Genomic DNA, 23,373 nt, shown 5'->3' with positions numbered 1-23,373 from the left:
TTAGTTAGATGCTCCCCATAAGCGAACGCCCTACCCCATGAGCTAAACCACCATAATTTGTGGCTTGCTTCATTTTTGTCCTTGACTTTAGCGCTGATTTCAAAACCTTGCGTATAGCCGCTCATATAAGGAGCGTTGGATTGATAACGCCCCCCTTTAGCCGCAAATATATCCTTATATCGGTATTCTAAAAAAGCGTTATTCATCAAATAATTACGGCGGATCTTATTGGCCCTAGCGTTCCCGCATGCTATGGAATCAATCACTTTGCCATCAGATCCAAGCGCGCACTCATGGATACTCGTGCCATCAAGCAAGGCTCTTTTACCCCCTAAATAGCCATCCCAATAACCGATGTAGTTATAAATAACCGATCCGCCTTGATTGAATTTGGTATCATCATAAGCGACCCCTCCTAGCGTGCCGCCGACTTTTCCCTCTAAAACATGCCCTTGATCTTTAAGGCTTTTAGATAAAAAATCCGCATAGATATTGCCCTGCCCTACAGCGGTTACAAAAGTCTCTGTAGGATAAATCCCCCTAGCTATGTCAATCTTTTTTTTATTAAAGCCAACTTTAGAAAAGGACTCCGCTAAAACTTCAATTTTATAATCAAACGCTTGCAAAGAAGCGCTCAAACTTAAAACATATAACCCGCAAAAAACTTTATTCTTTAAAGGCGCGCTATTTTTCATTTTTTTCCTTTTAATAGCCAATACATCTAAAGACTACAATTCTTAACTGATCTAAAAACAAAGAAGTATAATCAAGCTATTTATTTACTTTTAATTAACTCAACTATTTTAGATTATAATGAAATTTTTTTAATTTCATCATAAAATGAGATAAAGTAAATCAAAATTTAATCAAAGTGGGGTTTTTGTGCCGTTTTACAACCAAACCCATTTTTTAAAAAATGCCAAAAAGCATTTTTAAGTTTGACAATCAATCTAATAGCAAAAATTCCAACACCGCCATGCGCATTGCCACGCCATTTTTGACTTGCTCTAAGACTTTAGATCGCTTGTCTTCTAACACCGCGCTTTCTATATCAATATCCCTATGCACCGGGCCTGGGTGTAAAATAATGACCTCTTTATTTTTAGCGTGAGCCTCTAGGCGTTGTTGGGTGATGCAATAAGCGTTGCCATAATCTTTCAGGCTCGCAAAAATGGGTGCGTTGTGCCGTTCGGTTTGGGTCCTCAAACTCATTAAAATATCTGCAAATGCTATCGCTTCTTCAATGTTGTGCGTCGTTTTTAAAGGAGTGGTAGGGAGCATGGAGCTTGGAGCGCACAGCATGATCTCAAGCCCTAGCCGTTGGAGCAATTTAATGTTACTATTAGCCACTCTGGAATTTTTCACATCGCCTATGAAAGCGATTTTCTTCCCTTTTAGATTTTCTAAACTGCCAAAATGCCGATAAAGGGTGAGCAAATCTAATAACGCTTGGGTAGGATGAGCGCTTGTGCCGCTTCCTGCGTTAATCAAGGGGCATTGTGAAAATTCGGCTAATTTAAAAGGCACGCTTGAAAAAGCATGCCGTGTGATGATAGCGTCAGGCTGCATGGCATGGATATTTTTAAAAGTGTCTATTAGGGTTTCACCCTTTGAAGTGGAGCTCGTTTGCATGTTTAATTTCACTATTTTTGCCCCTAATCTCAAGCTTGCGATTTCAAAACTAGACACCGTTCTGGTGGAATTTTCAAAAAACAACGCCACGATGATTTTATTGTGCATTTTTTCTTTTGTCTCTAAAGATACGGCGTTAAAATCGTTCACATAAACGCTCGCTTTGTTCAATAAAAGCTTGATTTCATCTAGGCTTAAATCGCTGGTTTGGAGCAAGTGTCGGCATTTTTTTGGCATAAAACCCCCTTTTAGTTATAATATCGGTTTTATTTTAGCTAAAAATGGCATGGGTTTTAGCAAGGAATGGGCTTGAAAAATCTCTCAACACTTCTGGTGTTTTTATTCTTTTGTTTGGGGTGTGTGAGCAATTTTAATGAAGACACTTACACGCTAGACTTAGTGTTAGAAAAAAAGATCCAAGCCAGCAGGAAAGGCGAAATCACCCAAAATAATGTGCCTATCATCACGGCTATCGCTACGCATTTAAACGATGTGGATAGCGGCACTTACTATGACCATGAGTATTTTTTAGTGGAGATTTTCACGCAAAATAACGACTGGATAGATGATGGCTATATTTCTTATGAACTTTTTGGCACAAAACCTATAGGCTCAGAGCCTTTATGGGTGCGAGAAATCACAAAAGATGAATTTGATGGCATTTTAGAAACCACGAACAGGTGGAGCCGAGCCTTTTTGCTCGCTTTTGACAAATTGGATTATTTAGCGGTGCAAGAAGCCAAACTAGAGCTTGATGCCTATAGTTTAGGCAAAATTGTTTTTAATTTCGCTTACCAAGTCCCCTTGCCTCAATTTTAATGCGCTTAGATTACGCCCTATTCAACCAGCATTTAGCAAATAGCAGAGAAAAAGCTAAAGCGTTGGTTTTAAAAAATCAGGTTTTAGTCAATAAAATAGTGGTTTCTAAACCCTCTTTTATCGTTAAAGAGGGTGATCAAATTGAACTCATCGCTCCCAATCTATTCGTTAGCAGGGCTGGGGAAAAATTAGGGGCTTTTTTAGAAAATCACTTTATAGATTTTAAAGAAAAGGTCGTTTTAGACGTGGGAGCGAGTAAGGGGGGCTTTAGTCAAGTGGCTCTTTTAAAAGGGGCTAAAAAAGTGCTTTGCGTGGATGTGGGGAAAATGCAATTAGATGAAAGTTTGAGAAACGATACACGCATAGAATGTTATGAAGAATGCGATATTAGAGGGTTTAAAACGCCAGAAAAAATTGATTTAGCGCTTTGTGATGTGAGCTTTATTTCTTTATATTGTATTTTGGAAGCGATTTTGCCTTTAAGCGGTGAATTTTTAGCGCTTTTCAAACCGCAATTTGAAGTGGGCAGAAAAATAAAACGCAATAAAAAGGGGGTGATAATGGATAAGGAAGCCATTTTGAACGCTTTAGAAAACTTTAAAAACCATTTAAAAACAAAGGATTTTCAAATCTTAAAGATCCAAGAAAGCTTAGTGAAAGGGAAAAACGGGAATGTTGAATTTTTTATCCATTTCAAGCGAGCCTGAGATTAAAAGCTTAGCTATCGGTAAATTTGATGGCTTGCATCTAGGGCATCAAGCCCTTTTTAAGGAATTAAAAGATCCTAAAGCCCTTTTAATCATAGAAAAAAAACATTACACTAAAGGCTATTTAACCCCCTTAAAATACCGCGCCAAACTCGTTAAGATGCCTTTATTTTTTGTGTATTTAGAAGAGATTTCACAATTGAATGCTTTAGAATTTTTAGAGCTTTTAAAAAAGAAATTCCCCCATTTAGAACGCCTAGTCGTGGGCTATGATTTCAGGTTTGGGCATGGGAGGCAAAATGACGCTTTATTTTTAAAAGAGCGTTTTGAAAAAACCATTATTGTGCCTGAAGTGAAAGTCCAAAACATTAGCGTGCATTCTAAGATGATCAAACTAGCCCTAAGTCATGGCGACTTGCTTTTAGCTAACAAGCTTTTAGGCAGGCCTTATGAAGTGTGTGGGGAAGTCATTAGCGATCAAGGTTTAGGGCATAAAGAATTAGCGCCCACTTTAAATATCAAAACTAAAGATTTTATCCTCCCTAGCTTTGGGGTGTATGCGAGTTTAGTGGAAATAAAAGATCAGATTTATCAAAAAAGCGTGAGTTTTATAGGCAATCGCTTAAGCACGGATCACAATTTCGCCATAGAATGCCATGCAATTGACACTATCATAGAAAATCCGCCCAAAGAAATCGCTTTGCGTTGGGTTCAAAAAATACGAGACAACATGCGTTTTTCTTCTTTAAAAGAGCTTAAAAATCAGATCCAACAAGACATCTTAAGAGCCAAAGAGATTTTGAGATAATTTGTGTTAAAATGGCTCTTAAAAACCTTAAAAATGGAAAAATTTGATGCGATTGAGTAACGCTGATTTAGAACGATTAAAAAGCATGGCGAACACGCTTCGTTTTTTATGCGCGGACATGATAGATAAGGCTAATAGCGGGCATCCGGGCGTGTGCTTGGGATTAGCCGATGTGATGGTGGTTTTAAGCTTGCACCTAAACCTTAACCCCACCAACCCTAAATGGCTCAATAGGGACAGGTTGGTTTTTAGCGGAGGGCATGCGAGCGCGTTGGCGTATAGTTTGTTGCATTTGTGGGGCTTTGATTTGAGTTTAGAAGATTTAAAGCGTTTCAGGCAATTACACTCTAAAACCCCAGGACACCCCGAATTGCACCACACCGAAGGCATTGAAATCACCACAGGCCCTTTGGGGCAAGGTTTTGCTAACGCTGTGGGCTTTAGCATGGCGAGTCAATACGCTCAAACCCTTTTAGATAAAGAAGTGATTTCTCATAAAGTCTATTGCTTGTGTGGGGATGGGGATTTGCAAGAAGGCATTAGCTATGAGAGCGCTTCTTTAGCCGGGCACCTTCGCCTTGATAACCTCATTGTGATTTATGATAGTAATCAGATAAGCATTGAAGGCGCTATTAATATTAGTTTTAGCGAACAGGTTAAAATGCGGTTTGTGGCGCAAAATTGGGAAGTGCTAGAATGCGATGGGCATGACTATCAAGCAATTCACAACGCTTTAGAAGAAGCCAAAAAATCCCCTAAACCCACGCTTTTAATCGCTCATACGATCATTGGTAAGGGGGCTATTGGCTTAGAGGGGAGTGAAAAAACGCATGGCTCGCCTTTAAATAAAGAAGTGTTGAAACAATCCAAAGAAAACGCTCAAATCAATCCTAATGAAAGCTTTATAATTAGCCCAAAAAACAAAATGCATTTTGAAGAAGTGAAAGTTAGGGGCGTTAGCTTAGAAGCCTTATGGGAAAAGTCCTTAAGCCCTAAAACAAAAGAAAAGATCCATGCGTTAAAGAATTTTGATTTTAACGCCATCCATTACCCCACCTTTAAAAAAGGCGAATCTCTAGCCACGAGAGTGAGTAACGGCATGATTTTAAACGCTATCGCCAAAGAATGCGAGGGCTTTTTAGGGGGAAGTGCGGATTTAGCCCCCTCTAATAACACGCATTTAAAACATTCTGGCGATTTCCCTTTAGGGCAAAACTTGCATTTTGGGATCAGAGAGCATGCCATGGGGGCTATCACTAACGCTTTAGCGGCGTATGGCTTGTTTGTGCCTTTTTGCGCGACCTTTTTTGTGTTTAGCGATTATTTAATGCCCAGCATTCGTTTGAGCGCTTTAATGAAATTAAAAGCCCTTTTTATCTTCACGCATGACAGCATTGGCGTGGGCGAAGACGGAGCGACGCACCAGCCCATAGAACAATTGAGCCATTTACGCACTTTGCCCAACTTCTATGCTTTCAGGCCTAGCGATGCTTTTGAAAATACGGCTTGCATGCAAGTAGCGTTAAGTTTGAACGCTCCTAGCGCTCTTATTTTATCGCGCCAGAATTTGCCCGTGCTTGATGAGGTTTCTAAAGAGCAGGTTTTAAAAGGGGCGTATGTTAAACACCACTCTAAAGATCCCATTATCACGCTCGTTGCGAGCGGGAGCGAAGTCTCTTTGGCTTTAGAGAGCGCTAAAATGTTAGAGCGAGAGAATATCCCCACTCAAGTGGTGAGCGCGCCTTGCTTTGATTTGTTGATAGAGCAAGATGAAAGCTATCTTAAAGAACTCTTTAAGGGTAAGGTTTTAGTGATTGAAGCGAGTCGCGCGATAGAGTGGTATCGTTTTGCGGATAAAATCATTGGCATGGATTCTTTTGGGAGTTCAGCAAAGGGCGATAAACTCTTTGAAAAATTCGGCTTCAGCGTTGAAAACATCACCGCTCAAGCTAAAAGGTTGCTCAACGCATGAACTTAGAAAAACTTTTTTTAGAAAAACCCCCCCTATTTGTTTTTAGCTCCACCAGGCGTTTAAAACATTTCTATTTAGAGCAAGGCGAAGGGTTTTTGCCTAACGCAATGAGCATGGGGAGTTTTTTTGAACAGGCTTTTTACATCCCCAATAAAAAGAAAATCCCTAAAAGCACACGCCAAATTTTAATGATAGACACCATTAAAGCCATCGCTAAAGAAAAAAAATCCATTCTTGAAGGGCTTTTACTTTTTGAAAACAGCTTTTTAGGGTATTTGGAAAGCACCTCCTTTTTGTTTGATTTGTTTGATGAGTTAAGTTCTGCTTGTATCAAGCTCAATGAACTTTCTTTTAAAGACATTTACTTGGATTATGAAAAGCATTTAGAAGTCTTAGAAATGATTTATGATCGCTATGTTAAAAAGCTAGAGGAATTAGGCTTTTATGACAAAATCATGCAAGAAAAGCCCACGATTTTAAAAGAATTTTTTGAACATTTTTCCTCCATTGAATGGTATTTAGACGGCTTTATGAGCGTTTTTGAAAGGCAATGCTTATTAGAAGTGGCCGAATTAGTGCCTATCACTTTACACCTATCTTGCGATAAATACAACCAAAAATTTTTGGAATTTTTGAATCTCAAATTAGAGACAGATTGCGATTATTCCATTGATTTTAAAACCCAAAAGATCCTTTCTCAAACTTTTAATGATCAAAAAATAGAGCCAAAGCTTTATGCCAACTCCAGCTATTTAAAACAAGGCGCTTTAGTTTTACAAACCATAGAAGAATATTTGCAAAAAGATAACGATCCTAATAAAATGGCGATCATCACGCCTAATGCGGATTTTTTGCCTTTTTTAAAACTCTTAGACAAAAACAACAATTTGAATTTTGCGATGGGCTTAGGGGCTAAAAACAGCCCTTATTATACAGAGCTTGTCAAAATCTTAGAAGATTTACAAACAAGCGATTGTAATTTAAGCGGATCTGCTCTATTAGATTTAGAAAATATTACCCTTGCGCTTTTAGAACAACAAAGCTCTAAAGAAAAAGTGCCATTAAAAGAAGCACATTCTCAAATCATGCACCAGTATCATCTTTTAAAAGACACGCTTAAAAACTACAGCCTTAAAGATTTATTGCATTTGTATTTGCAAGAATTTGAAGCCAACTTCCGCTTAGACGATTCTAGTGGGGGCAAAATACGAGTCATGGACACTTTAGAGACAAGGGGCATGCAATTTGATAAAGTGGTTATCGTGGATTTTAATGAAACTTGCGTGCCAAGCCTTAAAGATTGCGATTTGTTTTTAAACTCTGCTTTAAGAAAATCGCTCAACCTCCCCACTTTATTGGATAAGAAAAATTTGCAAAAACATTATTACTACCAGCTCTTTAAAAACTCTAAAGAAATGGTGCTTTCTTATATAGAGAGTGAAACTTCAAAAGCCTCTAACATGCTTTTAGAATTGGATTTACACACAGAGCCTATCAAAGACGCTTACACGCTTTTTGCACCAACTCCTTTAAAAGACTACCAAGAAGAAGAAATCAAAGCCGCTATCCCTAAAGATTTTAGCTTTAGCGCTAGCTCATTAAACGCTTTTTTAACTTGCAAGCGCCGTTTTTACTACCATTACATTAAGCGATTCAAAGAAAGCCCTAAAGATGAAAATAATAGTGCTGTGGGCAGTTTGCTCCATGAACTTTTAAAAGAAGCTTATGAAAAAGACAAAAACCCCTATGCATTAGAAGAGAGACTCATTTGGCTCTTAGAAACAAGAGAAAACATTACCCCTAAAGAGCGTTTAGACACTCTTGTAGCGCTCAAAAAAATCCAGGCTTTTTATCTTAAAGAAAAAGAACGCTTTAACGCAAAAATCAAAATCCTTGATCTTGAAAAAAGCTTTGAAACAACCATTCAAGGCGTTATTTTTAAAGGGCGTATAGACAGGATTGACAAAACGGCTGATAATAAGATTATTTTATTAGATTACAAATTCAAAAGCGATTTGAAATTAGACAACATGAGTAAAACACAAAGAGAAGGCTTAAGCCCCATAGAAATCGCTCAAATCAGAACCGATTATCAAATGGCCATCTACGCGTGCGCTCTTAAAAACTTAGGCTACAAAGAGCCTATAAAAGCCTTTTTTTATGATTTGAGGAAGGGCGAGTTGCTAGAAGAAGACGAGCTTACTTTGCAGGCTAAAATGGATCATTTGGAATTTTCTCTTATCCCCAAACTCAAGCAAGAAATTGATTTTGAAAAAACTTTAGAGGTTAAAGATTGTGAGTATTGCTCTTTTAAAGACATGTGCAACCGATGAAATCTAAAAAACTTTACTTGGTTTTAATCATAGGGGTTTTATTAGCGTTTTTAACCCTATCTTCATGGCTGGGTAATAGTGGGTTAGTGGGGCGTTTTGGGGTGTGGTTTGCCGCACTCAATAAAAAATATTTTGGGTATCTTTCATTGATTAATTTACCCTATTTGGCGTGGGTTTTATTCCTTTTATACAAGGCTAAAAACCCTTTTACAGAAATCGTTTTAGAAAAAACTTTAGGGCATCTATTGGGCATTTTATCTTTGCTCTTTTTGCAATCTAGCCTATTAAATCAAGGGGAAATCGGCAACAGCGCGCGTTTGTTTTTACACCCTTTTATAGGGGACTTTGGGCTTTATGCACTGATAATGCTTATGGTAGTTATTTCTTATTTGATTTTATTCAAATTGCCCCCTAAAAGCGTTTTTTACCCTTATATAAACAAGACACAAAGCCTTTTAAAAGAGATTTACAAACAATGCTTACAAGCCTTTAGCCCTAATTTTAGCCTGAAAAAAGAGGGTTTTGAAAACACCTTATCAGATCTTCAAAAAAAAGAAACCAACAACGAAAAAGAAAACCTCAAAGAAAACCCCATTGATGAAAACCACAAAACCCCCAACGAAGAATCGTTTCTAGCGATCCCTACCCCCTATAACACGACTTTAAATAATTCAGAGCCGCAAGAAGGCTTAGTCCAAATTTCCTCCCACCCCCCTACCCATTACACCATTTACCCTAAAAAAAACCGATTTGATGATTTGACTAACCCCACTAACCCCACTTTAGAACCCCAACAAGAAACCAAAGAAAGAGAACCCACGCTAAAAAAAGAAACGCCCACCACACTCAAACCTATCATGCCCATATCCGCACCCAACACAGAAAATGACAACAAAACAGAAAACCACAAAACCCCTAACTACCCCATAAAAGAAGATGCTTTACAAGGAAGCCCACAAGAAAACCCACAAAAAGAAAATCAAAAAGAAAATATAGAAGAAAAAGAAAATCTCAAAGAAGAAGAAAAAGAAACGCAAAACGCCCCAAGTTTTAGCCCAATAACCCCCACCAGTGCTAAAAAACCCGTTATGGTTAAAGAATTGAGCGAAAATAAAGAGATATTAGACGGGTTGGATTATGGCGAAGTGCAAAAACCCAAAGATTATGAGCTTCCCACAACGCAATTATTGAATGCGGTTTGTTTGAAGGACACTTCTTTAGACGAAAACGAGATTGACCAAAAAATCCAGGATTTATTGAGCAAGCTGCGCACCTTTAAAATTGATGGCGATATTATCCGCACTTATTCAGGCCCTATTGTAACCACTTTTGAATTCCGCCCAGCCCCTAGCGTTAAGGTGAGCCGCATTTTAGGCTTGAGCGATGATTTAGCGATGACTTTATGCGCTGAATCCATCCGCATTCAAGCCCCTATCAAGGGTAAGGATGTTGTCGGTATTGAGATCCCTAACAGCCAAAGCCAGATTATTTATTTAAGAGAAATTCTAGAGAGCGAATTGTTTCAAAAATCCAGCTCGCCTCTAACTCTAGCTTTAGGCAAAGACATTGTGGGTAACCCTTTCATCACGGATTTAAAAAAGCTCCCCCACTTGCTCATCGCTGGCACGACAGGGAGCGGTAAGAGCGTGGGCGTGAATGCGATGATTTTATCCTTACTTTATAAAAACCCCCCTGATCAACTCAAATTAGTGATGATAGATCCCAAAATGGTGGAATTTAGCATTTATGCGGACATCCCTCATTTACTCACGCCCATTATCACCGACCCTAAAAAAGCTATCGGGGCTTTGCAAAGCGTGGCTAAAGAAATGGAACGCCGATATTCTTTAATGAGCGAATACAAGGTTAAAACCATTGATTCTTATAACGAGCAGGCGGAAAATAACGGCGTTGAAGCGTTCCCCTATTTGATTGTGGTGATTGATGAATTAGCAGATTTGATGATGACAGGAGGCAAAGAAGCGGAGTTTCCTATCGCTAGGATCGCTCAAATGGGGCGAGCGAGCGGCTTGCACCTCATTGTAGCGACCCAACGCCCAAGCGTGGATGTCGTAACCGGCTTGATTAAAACCAATTTGCCTTCAAGGGTGAGTTTTAGGGTAGGCACTAAGATTGATTCTAAAGTGATTTTAGACACCGATGGGGCGCAAAGCTTGCTAGGAAGGGGCGATATGCTCTTTACCCCCCCAGGAACAAACGGGTTAGTGCGCTTGCATGCCCCCTTTGCCACTGAAGATGAAATCAAAAAAATCGTGGATTTTATTAAAGCCCAAAAAGAAGTACAATACGATAAAGATTTCTTGCTAGAAGAATCGCGCATGCCTTTAGACACCCCTAACTATCAAGGCGATGACATTCTAGAAAGGGCTAAGGCGGTGATTTTAGAAAAAAAGATCACTTCTACGAGTTTTTTACAACGGCAATTAAAAATCGGCTACAACCAAGCCGCCACCATTACTGACGAATTAGAAGCTCAAGGCTTTTTATCCCCAAGAAACGCCAAAGGCAACAGAGAGATTTTGCAAAATTTTTAGGTTTTGTTTTCATTGAATGTTGGCAATAAAAACATTGTTTTTAATTTTTAAATTTTTTTAAACTTTATTTAATAGTTTTATTTTAAAATTCATTTTCTTAAGGGGATAGGGGCTATTTTGAAATCATTCTCCCCTAAAAACCCCAACTAAATCCCCCAAAAGACCGCTTTAAAAAGTTACCGCCCGCTTTTCGCAAGCCCTTTATTATTGGATTGTAAAAAATGCCTTTGCGCATTTTTTAGATTTTATCACCAACGCTTCATTAAAAACAAAAACTTTTCTCAATGATACAAACAGCACTAACCTTTAACCCATTAATCAAATATTATCTGTGGTTTCCCTAACTCCTAGTAAAATTACCTAAAAATTTCATGTTCAAGGATAGCCATGAACCCCCAGATTCAACCCGCCACCAAAAAACCCTTAAAATCCCTTTTAGCCGCTAGTTCAGGTAATTTAGTGGAATGGTATGATTTTTACGCTTATGCGTTCCTCGCTCCTTATTTTGCTAAGGAATTTACCCACACCAATGACCCCACTTTAGCACTCATCTCAGCTTTTTTGGTTTTCATGCTAGGGTTTTTCATGCGCCCTTTGGGGAGTTTGTTCTTTGGTAAATTGGGGGATAAAAAGGGGCGTAAAACTTCTATGGTGTATTCCATTATCCTTATGGCGCTAGGCTCTTTTTTGCTCGCATTGCTCCCCACTAAAGAAATCGTGGGGGAATGGGCGTTCTTGTTTTTATTGTTAGCCAGGCTTTTACAGGGCTTTAGCGTGGGAGGAGAATATGGCGTGGTCGCCACTTATCTCTCTGAATTAGGCAAGAATGGCAAAAAAGGTTTTTATGGCTCTTTCCAATATGTAACTTTAGTTGGAGGGCAACTCTTAGCTATTTTTTCGCTCTTTATCGTTGAAAACATTTACACGCATGAGCAAATCAGCGCGTTTGCTTGGCGTTATTTATTCGCTTTAGGGGGTATATTAGCCCTACTTTCGCTCTTTTTAAGAAATATCATGGAAGAAACCATGGATAGCAAAACAACTTCCAAAAACACTATTAAAGAAGAAACCCAAAGAGGCAGTTTAAAGGAATTGCTCCACCATAAAAAAGCCTTAATGATAGTCTTTGGGCTAACCATGGGAGGGAGTTTGTGTTTTTACACTTTTACGGTGTATTTAAAAATCTTTTTAACCAACAGCTCATCGTTTAGTCCTAAAGAAAGCAGTTTCATCATGCTTTTAGCGCTCTCTTATTTCATCTTCTTACAACCCCTATGCGGGATGCTTGCGGATAAAATCAAACGCACCCAAATGCTGATGGTTTTTGCTATCACAGGGCTTATTGTAACGCCTGTTGTCTTTTATGGTATCAAGCATGCCACTAGCGTGTATGAAGCCCTATTTTACGAAATGCTTGCATTAAGCAGCATGAGTTTTTACACTTGCATTGCTGGGGTCATTAAAGCGGAATTATTCCCTGAACATGTGCGAGCGCTTGGCGTGGGTTTGGCCTATGCGATCGCCAATGCGCTTTTTGGAGGGAGCGCGAGTTATGTAGCGTTAGAGTTCAAACAGCATGGTTTTGAATGGGGGTTTGTGGGCTATGTCATGTTGAGTATTGTTATCTTTATGGTTATGGTTATCATATTCCCTAAAAAAACCTATTTGGAATGAATCTGTTTTTATTTAATTTTTGCTATAATTTTTCCTTTTAAAAGGATTATTCGCATGCAAAATGGGTATTATGCGGCCACAGGCGCTATGGCGACACAATTTAACCGCTTGGATTTAACCTCTAACAATTTAGCCAACCTAAACACCAACGGCTTTAAAAGGGACGATGCGATTACAGGCGATTTTTTAAGGCTTTACCAAGAATACCGAGAGCAACTGCCCTTAGAAGATCAAACCAAAGCGAGCACGAAGTATCTAAACCGCAATCTCAATCGTGTGCCTATTCTATCAGAAATCTATACGGATAGGAGTCTTGGCGCATTTGAAGGGACAAATAACCCCCTAGATTTTGCCCTAACAAGCCCTAACCTCTATTTTGCGATACAAACTAATGAGGGCGTCGCTTATACTAGAGATGGGCATTTTAGCGTGGATAAAGACGGCTTTTTAGTTACTCTTAATGGCTTTAGGGTGCTTTCACGCTCTGGCTTGAATGAAAAAGGAGGGATCATGCTCATGCCTAACGCTGAAATTGAAGTGGATCAAAATGGCGGAATCACTTTTAGGGATAATGAAGCCCAAATTCAAGCGGGCGCGTTGGCTTTAGTGAGTTTTAGCGAACCAAAAAACCTTAAAAAAATAGGGCAAAACCTTTATACCTATCAGGGCGAAGGCGCTCATCAAGTCTCTGACTCTGGCGCGTTAAAACAATACATGCTAGAAAAAAGCAATGTCAATGCGGTGCGTGAGATGAGCGCTTTGATTGAAATCAACCGCTTTTTGGACATGTATTCTAAAGTGTTAAAAACCCATCAAGATGACATGAACGCTGAAGCAATCAACAAACTCGCTACAAAAGCTTAAACTTTTGGCGATTTTAAAATCCATAGGAGAGTTTTTACGATACCTTAACTCCCTAATAACGCTTTTTTAAAAGCCTTATTAATCTTTTTTATATAGGATTAGTTTTAAAAGAGTTTAAAGAATTAAATACCTTTTCTTTTGTAATCGCTTGCAAAGTCTAAACAATCGCAAGCTTCTCTTTATTTCGTAGTTTATAGCCGCTGACTACTCAACGATAATTCAATTTTTAATTATTTCGTTTGTTGTTTAAAAACGCTCTTTATTGTGGCATTCTGTAAGCAAGTGTCCCAATTTTGATTGTTATGGTTCTTGTGTTTTAAGCTCGTTTGTGGCAGGATATTCCCATTAAGGTTTGAGACGCTATAGTTGATGCCGTCTCCGTAATGATTAGAGAGTGTCCCATTGGTTTCTAATTCCCTTAATATTTTTGTTGCCCCAATCAAGCTTTTTGATTACCCACTTGATTATCAGCATTCATTTTAAGATAGAGCCATTTTAAAAGCTTGTAAAAATTTTCTTTCTGCTTCCACTAAACTAGGGTTTAAGAGCAAGTCATTCTTTTCTAATTTGATTGTGCCTTTTTAGCATAACCAACACCCTATCTAAAGGGATCTTTTTTCTTATTTATAAATGTGATTTTATATTTTTACTCCAACGCCAAGTCAATCAAAATTTGCCAATTCTCTTTATAGTGTTGGAGTTGCGACAAACTCTTTGTGTTGCCCCATTCTTGTGTGTCTTCAATAGGGATAATATAGCATTCGCTCGTGCGAGTGTCTATCCCTAAAATCAAATCGCAATCTTTTTTGGTGTATTTATAAGTGCGTTTGGGGGCATTCCTATCAATTTGAACCTCACTCCTATAGCCCCCTGTAAAATTCAAGGTATCTCCCCCTGTGCCTTTAATCTGTATTCTCAATAATTTCTGCTTTCCTCCTAGATCCACAATGGCATCATATTTAGCGTTTGTAACATCTACCCTACTGCAAGGAAATCCTGCTTTAATCACCCTTCCTATAGCAATGAGTTCATCAGCGTTGCCATTCATTGTGCGAAAAATCCCCTTGTCAATACCGGTTAAATTGATAACCCAAGTTTGATGCGTATGATTATCCATAAACAACCTTTTTAATTTCTAACGCTAAAGCTTTAATCACAGGCACACTCACAGAATTACCAATTTGTTTATAAAGTTTGCTTTTAGCGGTATTAGGTAAAACATAATCTTTAGCGAAACCTTGAAAATTCAGACATTCTTTAGGCGTAAGTTTTCTTATGCCTTTCTCATCTAAAACTAAAGGCACATTATGCCCTCCTGTCCCCATGTTGGCTGTAAGAGTGGGGCAAAGATTGTTTTTATTTTCTCTTACATAATGCCTGCGCCATTGGTAGCAAGTGTCTCTTTTGGTGATTTCTTTTTTTAAAGTCTCATAAAAACGATACTGCTTGTAATAAAATTCCTCACCCACTTTTATTTCTAATAAGTCCTTAATGCTTTGCGTGTGATTGATTTTTAAAGGAAAATGAAAGCGCTTGTAATGGTTTTTGTCTAAAAATCCTATGATATAAATCCGCTCTCTATTTTGTGGTATAGTAGAATATTCATAGGTGTTTAGTATTTTATAATGGATAAAATAGCCTAAGTTTTTCAAAGTTTCTAAAATAAATTTTAAGGTTTCCCCCTTATTGTGGCTCACTAAATTTTTGACATTTTCTAATAATAGAACTTGAGGTTTTTTGGCTTGAATGATGCGAAACATTTCCACAACAATCGCCCCTCTTTCATCATTAAGCCCTTTTTGCAACCCAGCAATGCTGAACGCTTGACAAGGAAACCCCGCGCTTATCAACCCAACATCTTCTAACTCATTAGGGTTTAAATCTTTAATGTCTTGTTCTAAAAGCTTGTGTTTGAAATTAGCCCTATAAGTATTGCATGCGTCTTTGTCTAATTCGTTCGCCCAACCAATTTCAAAGCCCACTTACAAAAACGCGCATTCAAACCCTCCAATCCCAGCAAAAAGTGAGCCTACTTTCATCAAACGCCCTAATCAATCTTTAATATCGCTAAAAACGCTTCTTGGGGAAGTTCCACTTTACCGATAGCTTTCATGCGTTTCTTGCCCTCTTTTTGCTTTTCTAAGAGTTTTCTTTTTCGTGTAATATCGCCCCCATAGCACTTAGCCGTTACATTCTTACCGACAGATTTAATCGTCTCTCTGGCGATGATTTTATTCCCCACGCTCGCTTGGATAGCGACTTCAAAAAGCTGTCTTGGGATAAGCTCTTTCATCGTTTCCACTAAAGCGCGCCCCTTTTCATACGCCTTGTTTTTATCTATAATGATAGAAAGCGCATCCACCACATCGCCTGCCACCCTAACATCTAACTTCACCAAATGAGCCTCTCTGTTTTCTATAGGCTCATAATCAAAGCTCGCATACCCTTTCGTGCAAGATTTGAGTTTGTCATAAAAATCCATCACAATTTCATTGCTCGGCAAGGAATAAGTGAGCATGACACGAGACTGGTTCAAATATTCCATTTTTTCTTGAATGCCTCTTTTATTGTTCAATAACTGCATTAAATTACCCAAAAATTCACTCGGCGTGATGATCGTCGCCCTCACAAAAGGCTCTTTGATGCAAGCGATACAATTTTCAGGGGGCAATTCGCTAGGGTTTTGGACGTATTTGATGCTATTATCCGTCAAATGCACTTCATACACCACCGTGGGAGCGGTAGCGATTAAGTTAAGACCAAATTCTCTCTCCAGCCTTTCTTTGATCACTTCCATGTGCAATAACCCTAAAAAGCCCACCCTAAAGCCAAAGCCAAGCGCCACAGAGCTTTCAGGCTCAAAATTCAAAGCGCAATCGTTAAGCTGGAGTTTCAATAGCGCTTCTCTTAAATCTTCAAACCGGTCCGTTTCTATAGGGTAAAGCCCCGCAAAAACAAAGGGTTTGGCCGGCATAAAGCCCTCAATGGGTTTAGAGGTAGGGTTTTTAGCGTCTGTGAGCGTATCGCCCACCGCAATATCAGTAACGCTCTTTAGCCCCAAACTCACAATGCCAATCTCACCGCATTCTAAACTTTTAGTGGGGATTTTTTTCAAAGGGTTGGGGTAGTATAGCCCTAAAACGCCGTGTTTTTTACCCGTCCCCATCACTAAAATTTCTTGCTCGGTATTAATGCTCCCATCCATGATGCGCACCAACGCCAGCGCCCCTAAATAATTGTCAAACCATGAATCATAAATGAGCGCTTTTAAGGGAGCGTTAGGATCACCGCTAGGGGCAGGAATGGTCGTAATGATTTTTTCTAACAAATCTTTAATGCCAAGCTTAGCTTTAGCGCTCACTTCATTAGCGTTAGAGCAATCAATCCCTATCGTGTCTTCTATATCCTGTTTGACCTCTAAAACATTCGCATTCGGCAAATCAATTTTATTAATCACCGGTAAAATTTCTAAATTGTTATCTAAAGCGATATAAGTGTTGGCGATGGTTTGCGCTTCCACGCCTTGAGTGGCATCCACCACCAATAACGCCCCTTCGCACGAACACAAAGAGCGCGACACTTCATAGCTAAAATCCACATGCCCTGGGGTGTCAATGAGGTTTAAAACATAATCCTCCCCCTTAAAAGTGTAATTCAAGCGCACGCTTTGAGCCTTAATCGTAATGCCCCTTTCTTTTTCAATATCCATCGTGTCCATCACTTGGCTCGTCATTTCTCTGTTACTGATAGCGTTGCATTCAAAAATCAAGCAATCCGCTAAAGTGCTTTTACCATGGTCAATGTGAGCGATAATGGAAAAATTGCGGATATTTTTCATTGGCGCTTTTGTTTTCATCTCTCTTGTCCTAAATCTTTTAAAATAGCCTCAGTCAAACTCTCTGTGTCTAAGCCTAAGGATTTTTCCACTAGAGCGGTGTTCCCATGCATGATAAATTCATCAATGATTTCAAAGCTTTTAATAGGCTTTAAAATATTTTGTTCGCTCAAAAACTCTAAAATCGCGCTAGCCACCCCCCCAAACTTGTAATTATCGCTAAAAACATAGAGCTTTTGATAAGGGGCAACGATCGCGCTTAAATTTGGATCTAAGGGCTTTAAAAACCTGAGATCCAAGAGCGCGCATTCTATGTTTTTTTCTTTTAAAGCCAGTTGGACCAAATGCGCCCGCCCCACGCCATTACCATAGCCTATGAGTAAAATTTCGCCCTCTTTTTTCAACAATTCGCTTTGGCCTAAAACAAAACCGCTAGACTCAAAAACCCCCTCTTTTAGTGCAAACGACCCCCTAGGGTAGCGGAACGCGCAAGGGCTTGAATCATGCTCATTGGCAAAATACACGGCGTTTTTTAAAGTTTCATTGTCTCGTGGGGCAAAAATGACCATGTTAGGGATAGAGCGCAAATACGACACGTCTAAAAGCCCTTGGTGCGTTTCGCCATCTTCGCCCACAATCCCAGCCCTATCAATAGCTAATTTAATCGGCAAGCTAGAAATACAAGCGTCATGCACAATAGAATCATAAGCCCTTTGCAAAAAAGTAGAATAGATGCTCACAAAAGGTTTAAACCCCTCTTTAGCCATAGCGCTGCTAGAAGTTAAAGCGTGTTGTTCAGCGATAGCGACATCAAAAAAGCGCAAAGGGTAAGCGTCAATGAGCTTGTCTAATCCTGTGCCGCTAGGCATCGCAGCGGTTACGCCTACGATTTTTTCATCTTTTTTGGCTAATTCTAAAAGGGTGTTAGAATACGCTTCAGTGGGCGATAGAATCGCGCTCTTGGATTTTTTAGACAAGCCGGTATCCAGATCAAAAGGCCCCACCCCATGCCATTTTTCATAGCGCCCTTCAGCGATTTTATAGCCTTTGCCTTTTAAGGTTTGCGCATGGATTAGCACCGGTTCTTTAAGCTCTTTGGCTAATTTTAAGGTTTCAATAATCGCACCTAAATCATGCCCATTAATAGGCCCTATATAGTTAATGCCCAATTCTTCAAAAAACACGCCCGGGGTGATGAGCTTGAAAGATTCTTCAAAACGGCTCGCTAAGTAATTCACGCTTTCAGGTAAGGTGCTTAAGATTTTTTTAACTTTAGAGCGGAAAGACTGGTAAAACGGGCCTTTCATCAGCTGGCTAAGGGCTTTGGATAAGGCTCCAATAGGCGTGCTGATACTCATTTCATTATCGTTCAAAATCATGATCATGGGGTATTTTCTATCGCCCAGTTCGTTTAAGGCTTCATAAAAAATCCCTGCGCTAATGCTCCCATCGCCTAATAAAGCTATAGGCATGCCCAGCGCTTGTTTCAAACAAAAAGCTTTAGCCACCCCCACGCCTATAGACACCGAAGTGGAACTATGCCCGGCAATGAAATAATCGTATGCGCTCTCGCTGGGTTTAGTAAAGCCGCTCAAGCCTTTAAATTGCCTTAGAGTGCTAAAGCTTTCAAAGCGCCCGGTTAAAAGCTTGTGAGCGTAAGCCTGGTGCGAAGTGTCAAAGATGAAAGGGTTTTTTTGGCAATCAAATAAGGCATGCATGCCCACAATCAGCTCCACAGCCCCTAAAGAAGAGCTTAAATGCCCCCCATTAGCGCTCACCACTTCTAAAATACGACTCCGCAGCGTTTGGCACACCAACTCCAAGCCTACAATATCATTAGGGTTTAAATCAAAAGTTTTATTTTGCAAAATCACACCTTAAAATTTTCCAACACGCTTTCTTTGAGCGTTTTAAAGCGCTCCATTAAATTCCCATCAAGGCTCCCATTAGAGCTAGTGATCATAACGCCTCCTTTAGAAATAGCCTCATTGCTCTCCAATTTGATTTTAGAAGCATTTTGCAAACGCTCGTTTAAATAAGGGTAATCCAAGGGATTGACTTTTAAGTGAATATCCGTTGCGTCTAAAACGTTTTTTAAAAGCTCTTCAGCTAAAGCTAGGGCTACTTTTTGGCTGTTGTCTTCCACTTCTTTAAGGATCACTTCTTTAGCTATATCTATCGCAATCGCGCTCAGTTCCTTTTCTAAAGCCATTAAATGATCTTGTGATTTTTTCATTTTTTCATCTAAAGCGGTGATCGCATGCAAAAGCTGGTTTTTTTCTTCATTCACGCTGTGAGTGAGCTCGTTACGCATTTTTTCTTCGCCCTCTTTAAAGCCGATTTTATAGCCATCGTTTTTAGCGTTTTCAATCAAAGCTTTGCTCTCTTCTTGGGCCTTTTCAAATTGCATTTGCAATTTCACTAAATGGCTTGAAAGCTCGTCGGTTTTTTTCAATAAGCAATCAATCAAATCGTTTTCTATCGCTTTTTTTTCCAAAGGCTCTTGGGGGTGGTTAGGCGTTTCTAAAGACGCGCCATTAGGATTAGTTTTAGGGGGTAAGTTTGCCATGCTCTTAAATTCGTATTTTTGAATGTCATGCTTATTCAAATGGTCTTTTTGGATCAAATTTTTGCGGCTATTCAATGACATCTTCCTCTTCACCAGTTTGGATCACGCCTTTTTCTTGCAAGCTCTGCACGATTTCAATGATTTTTCTTTGGGCCACATCCACATCTTTGATTTTAACCGCCCCTAAATATTGCATTTCTTCTACAAATTGCTCTGCAGCCCTACTGCTCATGTTGTTTAAGAATTTATCGGTTAAATCCTTCGTGGAAGTTTTTAAGGCTAAAGACAAGTCTTTTTTATCCGCTACTTTTAAAATCTCTCTGATAGCGAAATTGTCTAGTTTGGCTATATCTTCAAAAGTGAACATCATTTCTTTAATCGCGCCGGCGAGTTTGTTATCCACGCTTTCAATGCGAGCGAGCGTGGTTTTAGCGCTCTTTTGGCCTAGGCGGTTAAAGATTTCAGCCACCGCTCTCAAGCCGCCCACTTCAATTTTATAACTGGTGAGCGATTCTAGTTTGTTTTCTAACACCGTGGAAACCCTTTTAACCACTTGGGGCGATATTTCGCCTAAATTTGCCATTCTAATGGAGATTTCCGCTTTCATTTCATCAGGGAAATAGCTCAAAGTCTCAGCCGCATTAGGGGCCTCCATGTGGGCTAAAATCAAGGCAATGGTTTGAGGGTGTTCGTTAATGATGAAATCAGCGAGTTGTTGGGGCTTGATTTTGCCTAAATAAGCGAAGTTTTTTTGCGTTTGCAAGCTTTTAGTGAGTTTATCCATCACTTTTTTAGCTTCTTCGCTCCCTAAAGTCCTGGTTAAAAGCTCTCTAGCATATTCTAAACCGCCGGTATTGATGTATTGGTTAGACTGAAAAATCGCAAAAAATTCCTCTAAAACCGCCGCGCCGATTTGCTTGTCTGTGCCGTTTAATTGCACGATTTGCTTAGAAATCTCTGTAATGGAGTCAATGTCTAAATGCCTTAAAATCTCGCCTGTGGTGTCTTCGCCCACTTGAATGAGTAAAATAGCGATTTTTTCACTCATGGAAAGTTCGTCTAATTGAGCCTTTTGTTTGGGGGTAAGCTTGGTTGCCATTTTTAACCTTTTATCTTTTAACCTTTCGCACTGTCTGAAGAGATTTCATCTTTGATTAGGAGTTTAAAGAGCATGGCGATTTCATCAGGGCGTTCTTTAAGGGTCCCTCTAATCTTTTCTAAGATAATTTCATATCTTACTTCTTCTTCGCTAAAGGTTGCATTAAGCCCTAATTGATCTTCTACTTTTTTCCTCAAATCGCCCAGTTTGTTCAATTCATCTTCTTCTTCATCCATTTCTTCAAACATGGATTTCACTTCCTTATCTTCATCAGGCACCACTTCCAGCATGCGCTCGCTGAAAGGCACGATCACTTTTTTATAGAAAATAAATAGCACTATAAACACCAAAACATACTTGATTAAAGGCGTGAATGAGCCTAAGATTTTTTGAGTTTTATGCATGATTTTTTCGCTCAAAGTGGCGTTGTCAATCATAGGCGCCATAGGGTTAAACTCAAAATTACTCACCGCCACATCATCGCCTCTATTTTGATTATAGCCAATGGCTTGTTTCACCAGAGCGTTGATTTTTTGAAGCGATTCATCGCTCAAAGGCTCGTATTCTAAAGCGTTTGCCCCATCTTTGAGCGCGATTTTATACTTGCCATCCACCACAACCGCCGCATTCAAACGCACTAAAGTGCCAAACTCGCCCTTAATCTCGCTAATGGTTTTACCCACTTCATAATTGGTCGTGTTTTGAGACTTTTCGTATTTTTCTGGCTCTTTATTGTCTTTCAATCCTTGCACAGGCCCGATATTGCTCACAACCCCAGGCACGCCGCCGACTTGTTTTTTAGGAGCGCCTTCTTTTTTTTCTTCTAAATTTTGCTCGCTCCTTACGACATTATTGGGATCAAAAGTCTCTTTAGTGCTTTTCTTTTGGCTGAAATCAAACTCCGCATTGACCCTTGCGACCACCTTGTTTTTACCCCCCACAATAGGGGCTAAGATATTGACAATCTTATTTTCTAAAATGTTTTCAAAATTTTGTTTGTAATGCAATTGCTCTAGGGCTAATTCTTTGGAGTTTTCTAGTATATCGCCCTCGCCTATTGATTCGCCATTTTCATTCACGATTTTCACATTTTCTACCGTGAGTTTAGGCACAGCTGCAGCGATTAAGTTTTTAATCCCTAAAATTTGAGTGGGTGAAAGCTTCATGTCAGGCTTAAGCTTGAGCATCACCGAAGCGCTAGGGGGGACTTCTTTAGCCACAAACACGCTGTCTTTAGGGATTGCAATATGCACATTGGCTTTAAGAATGGGGTTTAAGCTTTCAATCGTGCGCGACAATTCCCCCTCAATAGCGCGAATGAGTTTGATGTTCTGATCAAAATCAGTCGCCCCAAAGTCTTTAGTGTCAAAGATTTCAAAGCCCACTTTACTCGTTTTAGGAATCCCTTGAGAGGCTAGAGTGATCCTTTCTTCATATACTTTATCTCTAGGGATAAGAATGGTGTCGTCTTTGGAGACTTTATAAGGGATTTGGTTTTGCTGGAGGTGTTGTAAGATTAAAGCGTTATCGCTAGAATCCAATCTTTCAAATAAAACCCCATAGCCCCCTTGTGCGTAGTCTTTTTCTTTAAAGGGATAGAGCAATAAAAACACAAGCAAAGCGGTGATCAAAACCCCCGCTGCGATCAGAGCGATTTTTTGCTTTTTATTGAGCTTGATGAAAAAATCAACAATCCGTTGCAATAATATCTTTAAATCCAATATTAAAACCTTGATAAAATTTTCATTCTTTTAAGCCGTTCGCTTAGATCTTTTGGAACACGCTCAAATAAATCCCTATGGAAAAACAAGCCCCTAACGCTCCTAGACAAAACCCTCCTAAAACACTGCTAAAAGACACCCCTAAAACAATCAGCGCTAAGCCTATTAAAAAAATCAAACCAAGCAAACTATAAGAAAGAATGTTTTGAAATATTTGATGCGTGATCAAATGGGGTATCAATAAAACAAGCAACCCATAAAATAGCGTTAAAGAAAGCGCAATAGCGCTAGGGAAATTAGCGCTGTGCGAAAGCCATTGAATGGAGTGTGCCAAAAGGTGTTTTAAAGATTCTAAAAGGGCTTCAAATAAGATCACGCTTAGCACAAACCACACCCCAAGCGCTAAATTTCTACGATAAAGGCTTAAAAACACCCCCACTAACAAGCTCAAAGGCAACACGAATTGAGAATAGCCTAAAAAAACAACGCGTCGGAGCGTTTGATCTAAAATAGGGTTAGAAGAATTTGAACGCATCAAGCTAAAAATGGCATGGTCCATTGAATTAGTGTAATCAAAAAAAACCAAGCCAGCAATAAGGATAAAAAACGCGCTAAAAACGCCTCCTAAAAGAAACAGGGTTTTAACTGGTAATAAAAAAAATGCTTTGGGTTGTGCAGAAACATTTTTGAAAGAATTTTCAGCCATTATTTAAAACCCTTCTAGTAGTTAATTCAAAACTTATATTATACGCCAACGAATTTTAAAATCGCTCTTAAAAAATTTA

19 protein-coding genes are annotated in these 23,373 nt (G+C 39.3%); 8 read left to right on the top strand and 11 right to left on the bottom strand.

What is annotated here, in order from left to right; translation table 11 throughout:
* Together BZK24_RS03555 and pyrB are read right to left on the bottom strand one after the other, a co-directional pair.
* The coding region (locus BZK24_RS03555) for an outer membrane family protein (RefSeq protein WP_143424373.1) at positions 1-695 on the bottom strand (695 nt) is incomplete at its 3' end.
* 250 nt (positions 696-945) lie between these two features.
* Positions 946-1,869: an aspartate carbamoyltransferase gene (gene pyrB / locus BZK24_RS03550; protein WP_077656586.1), complete on the bottom strand. Its 924-nt coding sequence runs from the start codon at positions 1,867-1,869 to the stop codon at positions 946-948.
* Positions 1,870-1,935: 66 nt separating this feature from the next.
* On the opposite strand from pyrB, the gene BZK24_RS03545 reads away from it, so the two are divergent.
* From BZK24_RS03545 to BZK24_RS03510, 8 genes are all read left to right on the top strand, one after another.
* Positions 1,936-2,451, top strand: a complete 516-nt coding sequence (locus tag BZK24_RS03545) for a hypothetical protein (protein WP_000523542.1) — start codon at positions 1,936-1,938, stop codon at positions 2,449-2,451.
* A complete protein-coding gene (tlyA, locus tag BZK24_RS03540; RefSeq protein WP_077656585.1) occupies positions 2,451-3,158 on the top strand; it encodes a 23S rRNA (cytidine-2'-O)-methyltransferase TlyA in 708 nt (235 codons plus the stop codon). The genes BZK24_RS03545 and tlyA overlap by 1 nt, the downstream gene beginning before the upstream one ends.
* Positions 3,124-3,966: a bifunctional riboflavin kinase/FAD synthetase gene (locus BZK24_RS03535; RefSeq protein ID WP_077656584.1), complete on the top strand. Its 843-nt coding sequence runs from the start codon at positions 3,124-3,126 to the stop codon at positions 3,964-3,966. The genes tlyA and BZK24_RS03535 overlap by 35 nt, the downstream gene beginning before the upstream one ends.
* A 46-nt stretch (positions 3,967-4,012) precedes the next feature.
* Positions 4,013-5,938, top strand: a complete 1,926-nt coding sequence (gene tkt / locus BZK24_RS03530) for a transketolase (RefSeq protein WP_077656583.1) — start codon at positions 4,013-4,015, stop codon at positions 5,936-5,938.
* Entirely contained in the window at positions 5,935-8,271 is a 2,337-nt protein-coding gene (gene addB, locus BZK24_RS03525) for an ATP-dependent deoxyribonuclease AddB (RefSeq protein ID WP_077656582.1), read from the top strand. Before tkt ends, addB begins: the two co-directional genes overlap by 4 nt.
* Positions 8,268-10,826, top strand: a complete 2,559-nt coding sequence (locus BZK24_RS03520; RefSeq protein WP_171972387.1) for a DNA translocase FtsK — start codon at positions 8,268-8,270, stop codon at positions 10,824-10,826. Before addB ends, BZK24_RS03520 begins: the two co-directional genes overlap by 4 nt.
* A 387-nt stretch (positions 10,827-11,213) precedes the next feature.
* Positions 11,214-12,500, top strand: a complete 1,287-nt coding sequence (locus BZK24_RS03515; protein WP_077656580.1) for an MFS transporter — start codon at positions 11,214-11,216, stop codon at positions 12,498-12,500.
* 54 nt (positions 12,501-12,554) lie between these two features.
* Complete coding sequence (locus BZK24_RS03510; protein ID WP_077656579.1) at positions 12,555-13,364, top strand: flagellar hook-basal body protein; 810 nt, start codon at positions 12,555-12,557, stop codon at positions 13,362-13,364.
* 230 nt (positions 13,365-13,594) lie between these two features.
* Here BZK24_RS03510 and BZK24_RS03505 read toward each other — a convergent pair whose 3' ends face one another.
* From BZK24_RS03505 to BZK24_RS03465, 9 genes are all read right to left on the bottom strand, one after another.
* A complete protein-coding gene (locus BZK24_RS03505) occupies positions 13,595-13,807 on the bottom strand; it encodes a hypothetical protein (protein ID WP_001873794.1) in 213 nt (70 codons plus the stop codon).
* Between the two features lie 203 nt (positions 13,808-14,010).
* Entirely contained in the window at positions 14,011-14,412 is a 402-nt protein-coding gene (locus BZK24_RS09360; RefSeq protein ID WP_171972389.1) for a group I intron-associated PD-(D/E)XK endonuclease, read from the bottom strand.
* 61 nt (positions 14,413-14,473) lie between these two features.
* Positions 14,474-15,346 (bottom strand): DNA (cytosine-5-)-methyltransferase, encoded by an 873-nt coding sequence (gene dcm, locus BZK24_RS03495; protein WP_242423417.1) that lies wholly within the window; start codon positions 15,344-15,346, stop codon positions 14,474-14,476.
* Positions 15,347-15,411: 65 nt separating this feature from the next.
* Positions 15,412-17,202 (bottom strand): translation elongation factor 4, encoded by a 1,791-nt coding sequence (gene lepA, locus BZK24_RS03490; protein WP_171972388.1) that lies wholly within the window; start codon positions 17,200-17,202, stop codon positions 15,412-15,414.
* Between the two features lie 14 nt (positions 17,203-17,216).
* A complete protein-coding gene (gene dxs, locus BZK24_RS03485) occupies positions 17,217-19,067 on the bottom strand; it encodes a 1-deoxy-D-xylulose-5-phosphate synthase (RefSeq protein WP_171972386.1) in 1,851 nt (616 codons plus the stop codon).
* Between the two features lie 2 nt (positions 19,068-19,069).
* Positions 19,070-19,849 carry a flagellar assembly protein FliH gene (fliH, locus tag BZK24_RS03480; RefSeq protein ID WP_000056232.1) on the bottom strand — a complete coding sequence of 260 codons (780 nt, stop codon included), beginning with the start codon at positions 19,847-19,849 and terminating at the stop codon, positions 19,070-19,072.
* Positions 19,836-20,867 (bottom strand): flagellar motor switch protein FliG, encoded by a 1,032-nt coding sequence (gene fliG / locus BZK24_RS03475; protein ID WP_077656576.1) that lies wholly within the window; start codon positions 20,865-20,867, stop codon positions 19,836-19,838. The genes fliH and fliG overlap by 14 nt, the downstream gene beginning before the upstream one ends.
* 17 nt (positions 20,868-20,884) lie before the next feature.
* Positions 20,885-22,588, bottom strand: a complete 1,704-nt coding sequence (gene fliF, locus BZK24_RS03470; RefSeq protein WP_077656575.1) for a flagellar basal-body MS-ring/collar protein FliF — start codon at positions 22,586-22,588, stop codon at positions 20,885-20,887.
* 43 nt (positions 22,589-22,631) lie between these two features.
* Positions 22,632-23,294: a phosphatase PAP2 family protein gene (locus tag BZK24_RS03465; RefSeq protein ID WP_000829835.1), complete on the bottom strand. Its 663-nt coding sequence runs from the start codon at positions 23,292-23,294 to the stop codon at positions 22,632-22,634.
* Positions 23,295-23,373 lie beyond the last annotated feature (79 nt).

This window comes from Helicobacter pylori (genome assembly GCF_001998165.1).
GTDB lineage: Bacteria > Campylobacterota > Campylobacteria > Campylobacterales > Helicobacteraceae > Helicobacter > Helicobacter pylori_DL.
Note: the sequence above shows the minus strand (reverse complement) of the source record. Positions and strands in the feature narration are given on the sequence as shown.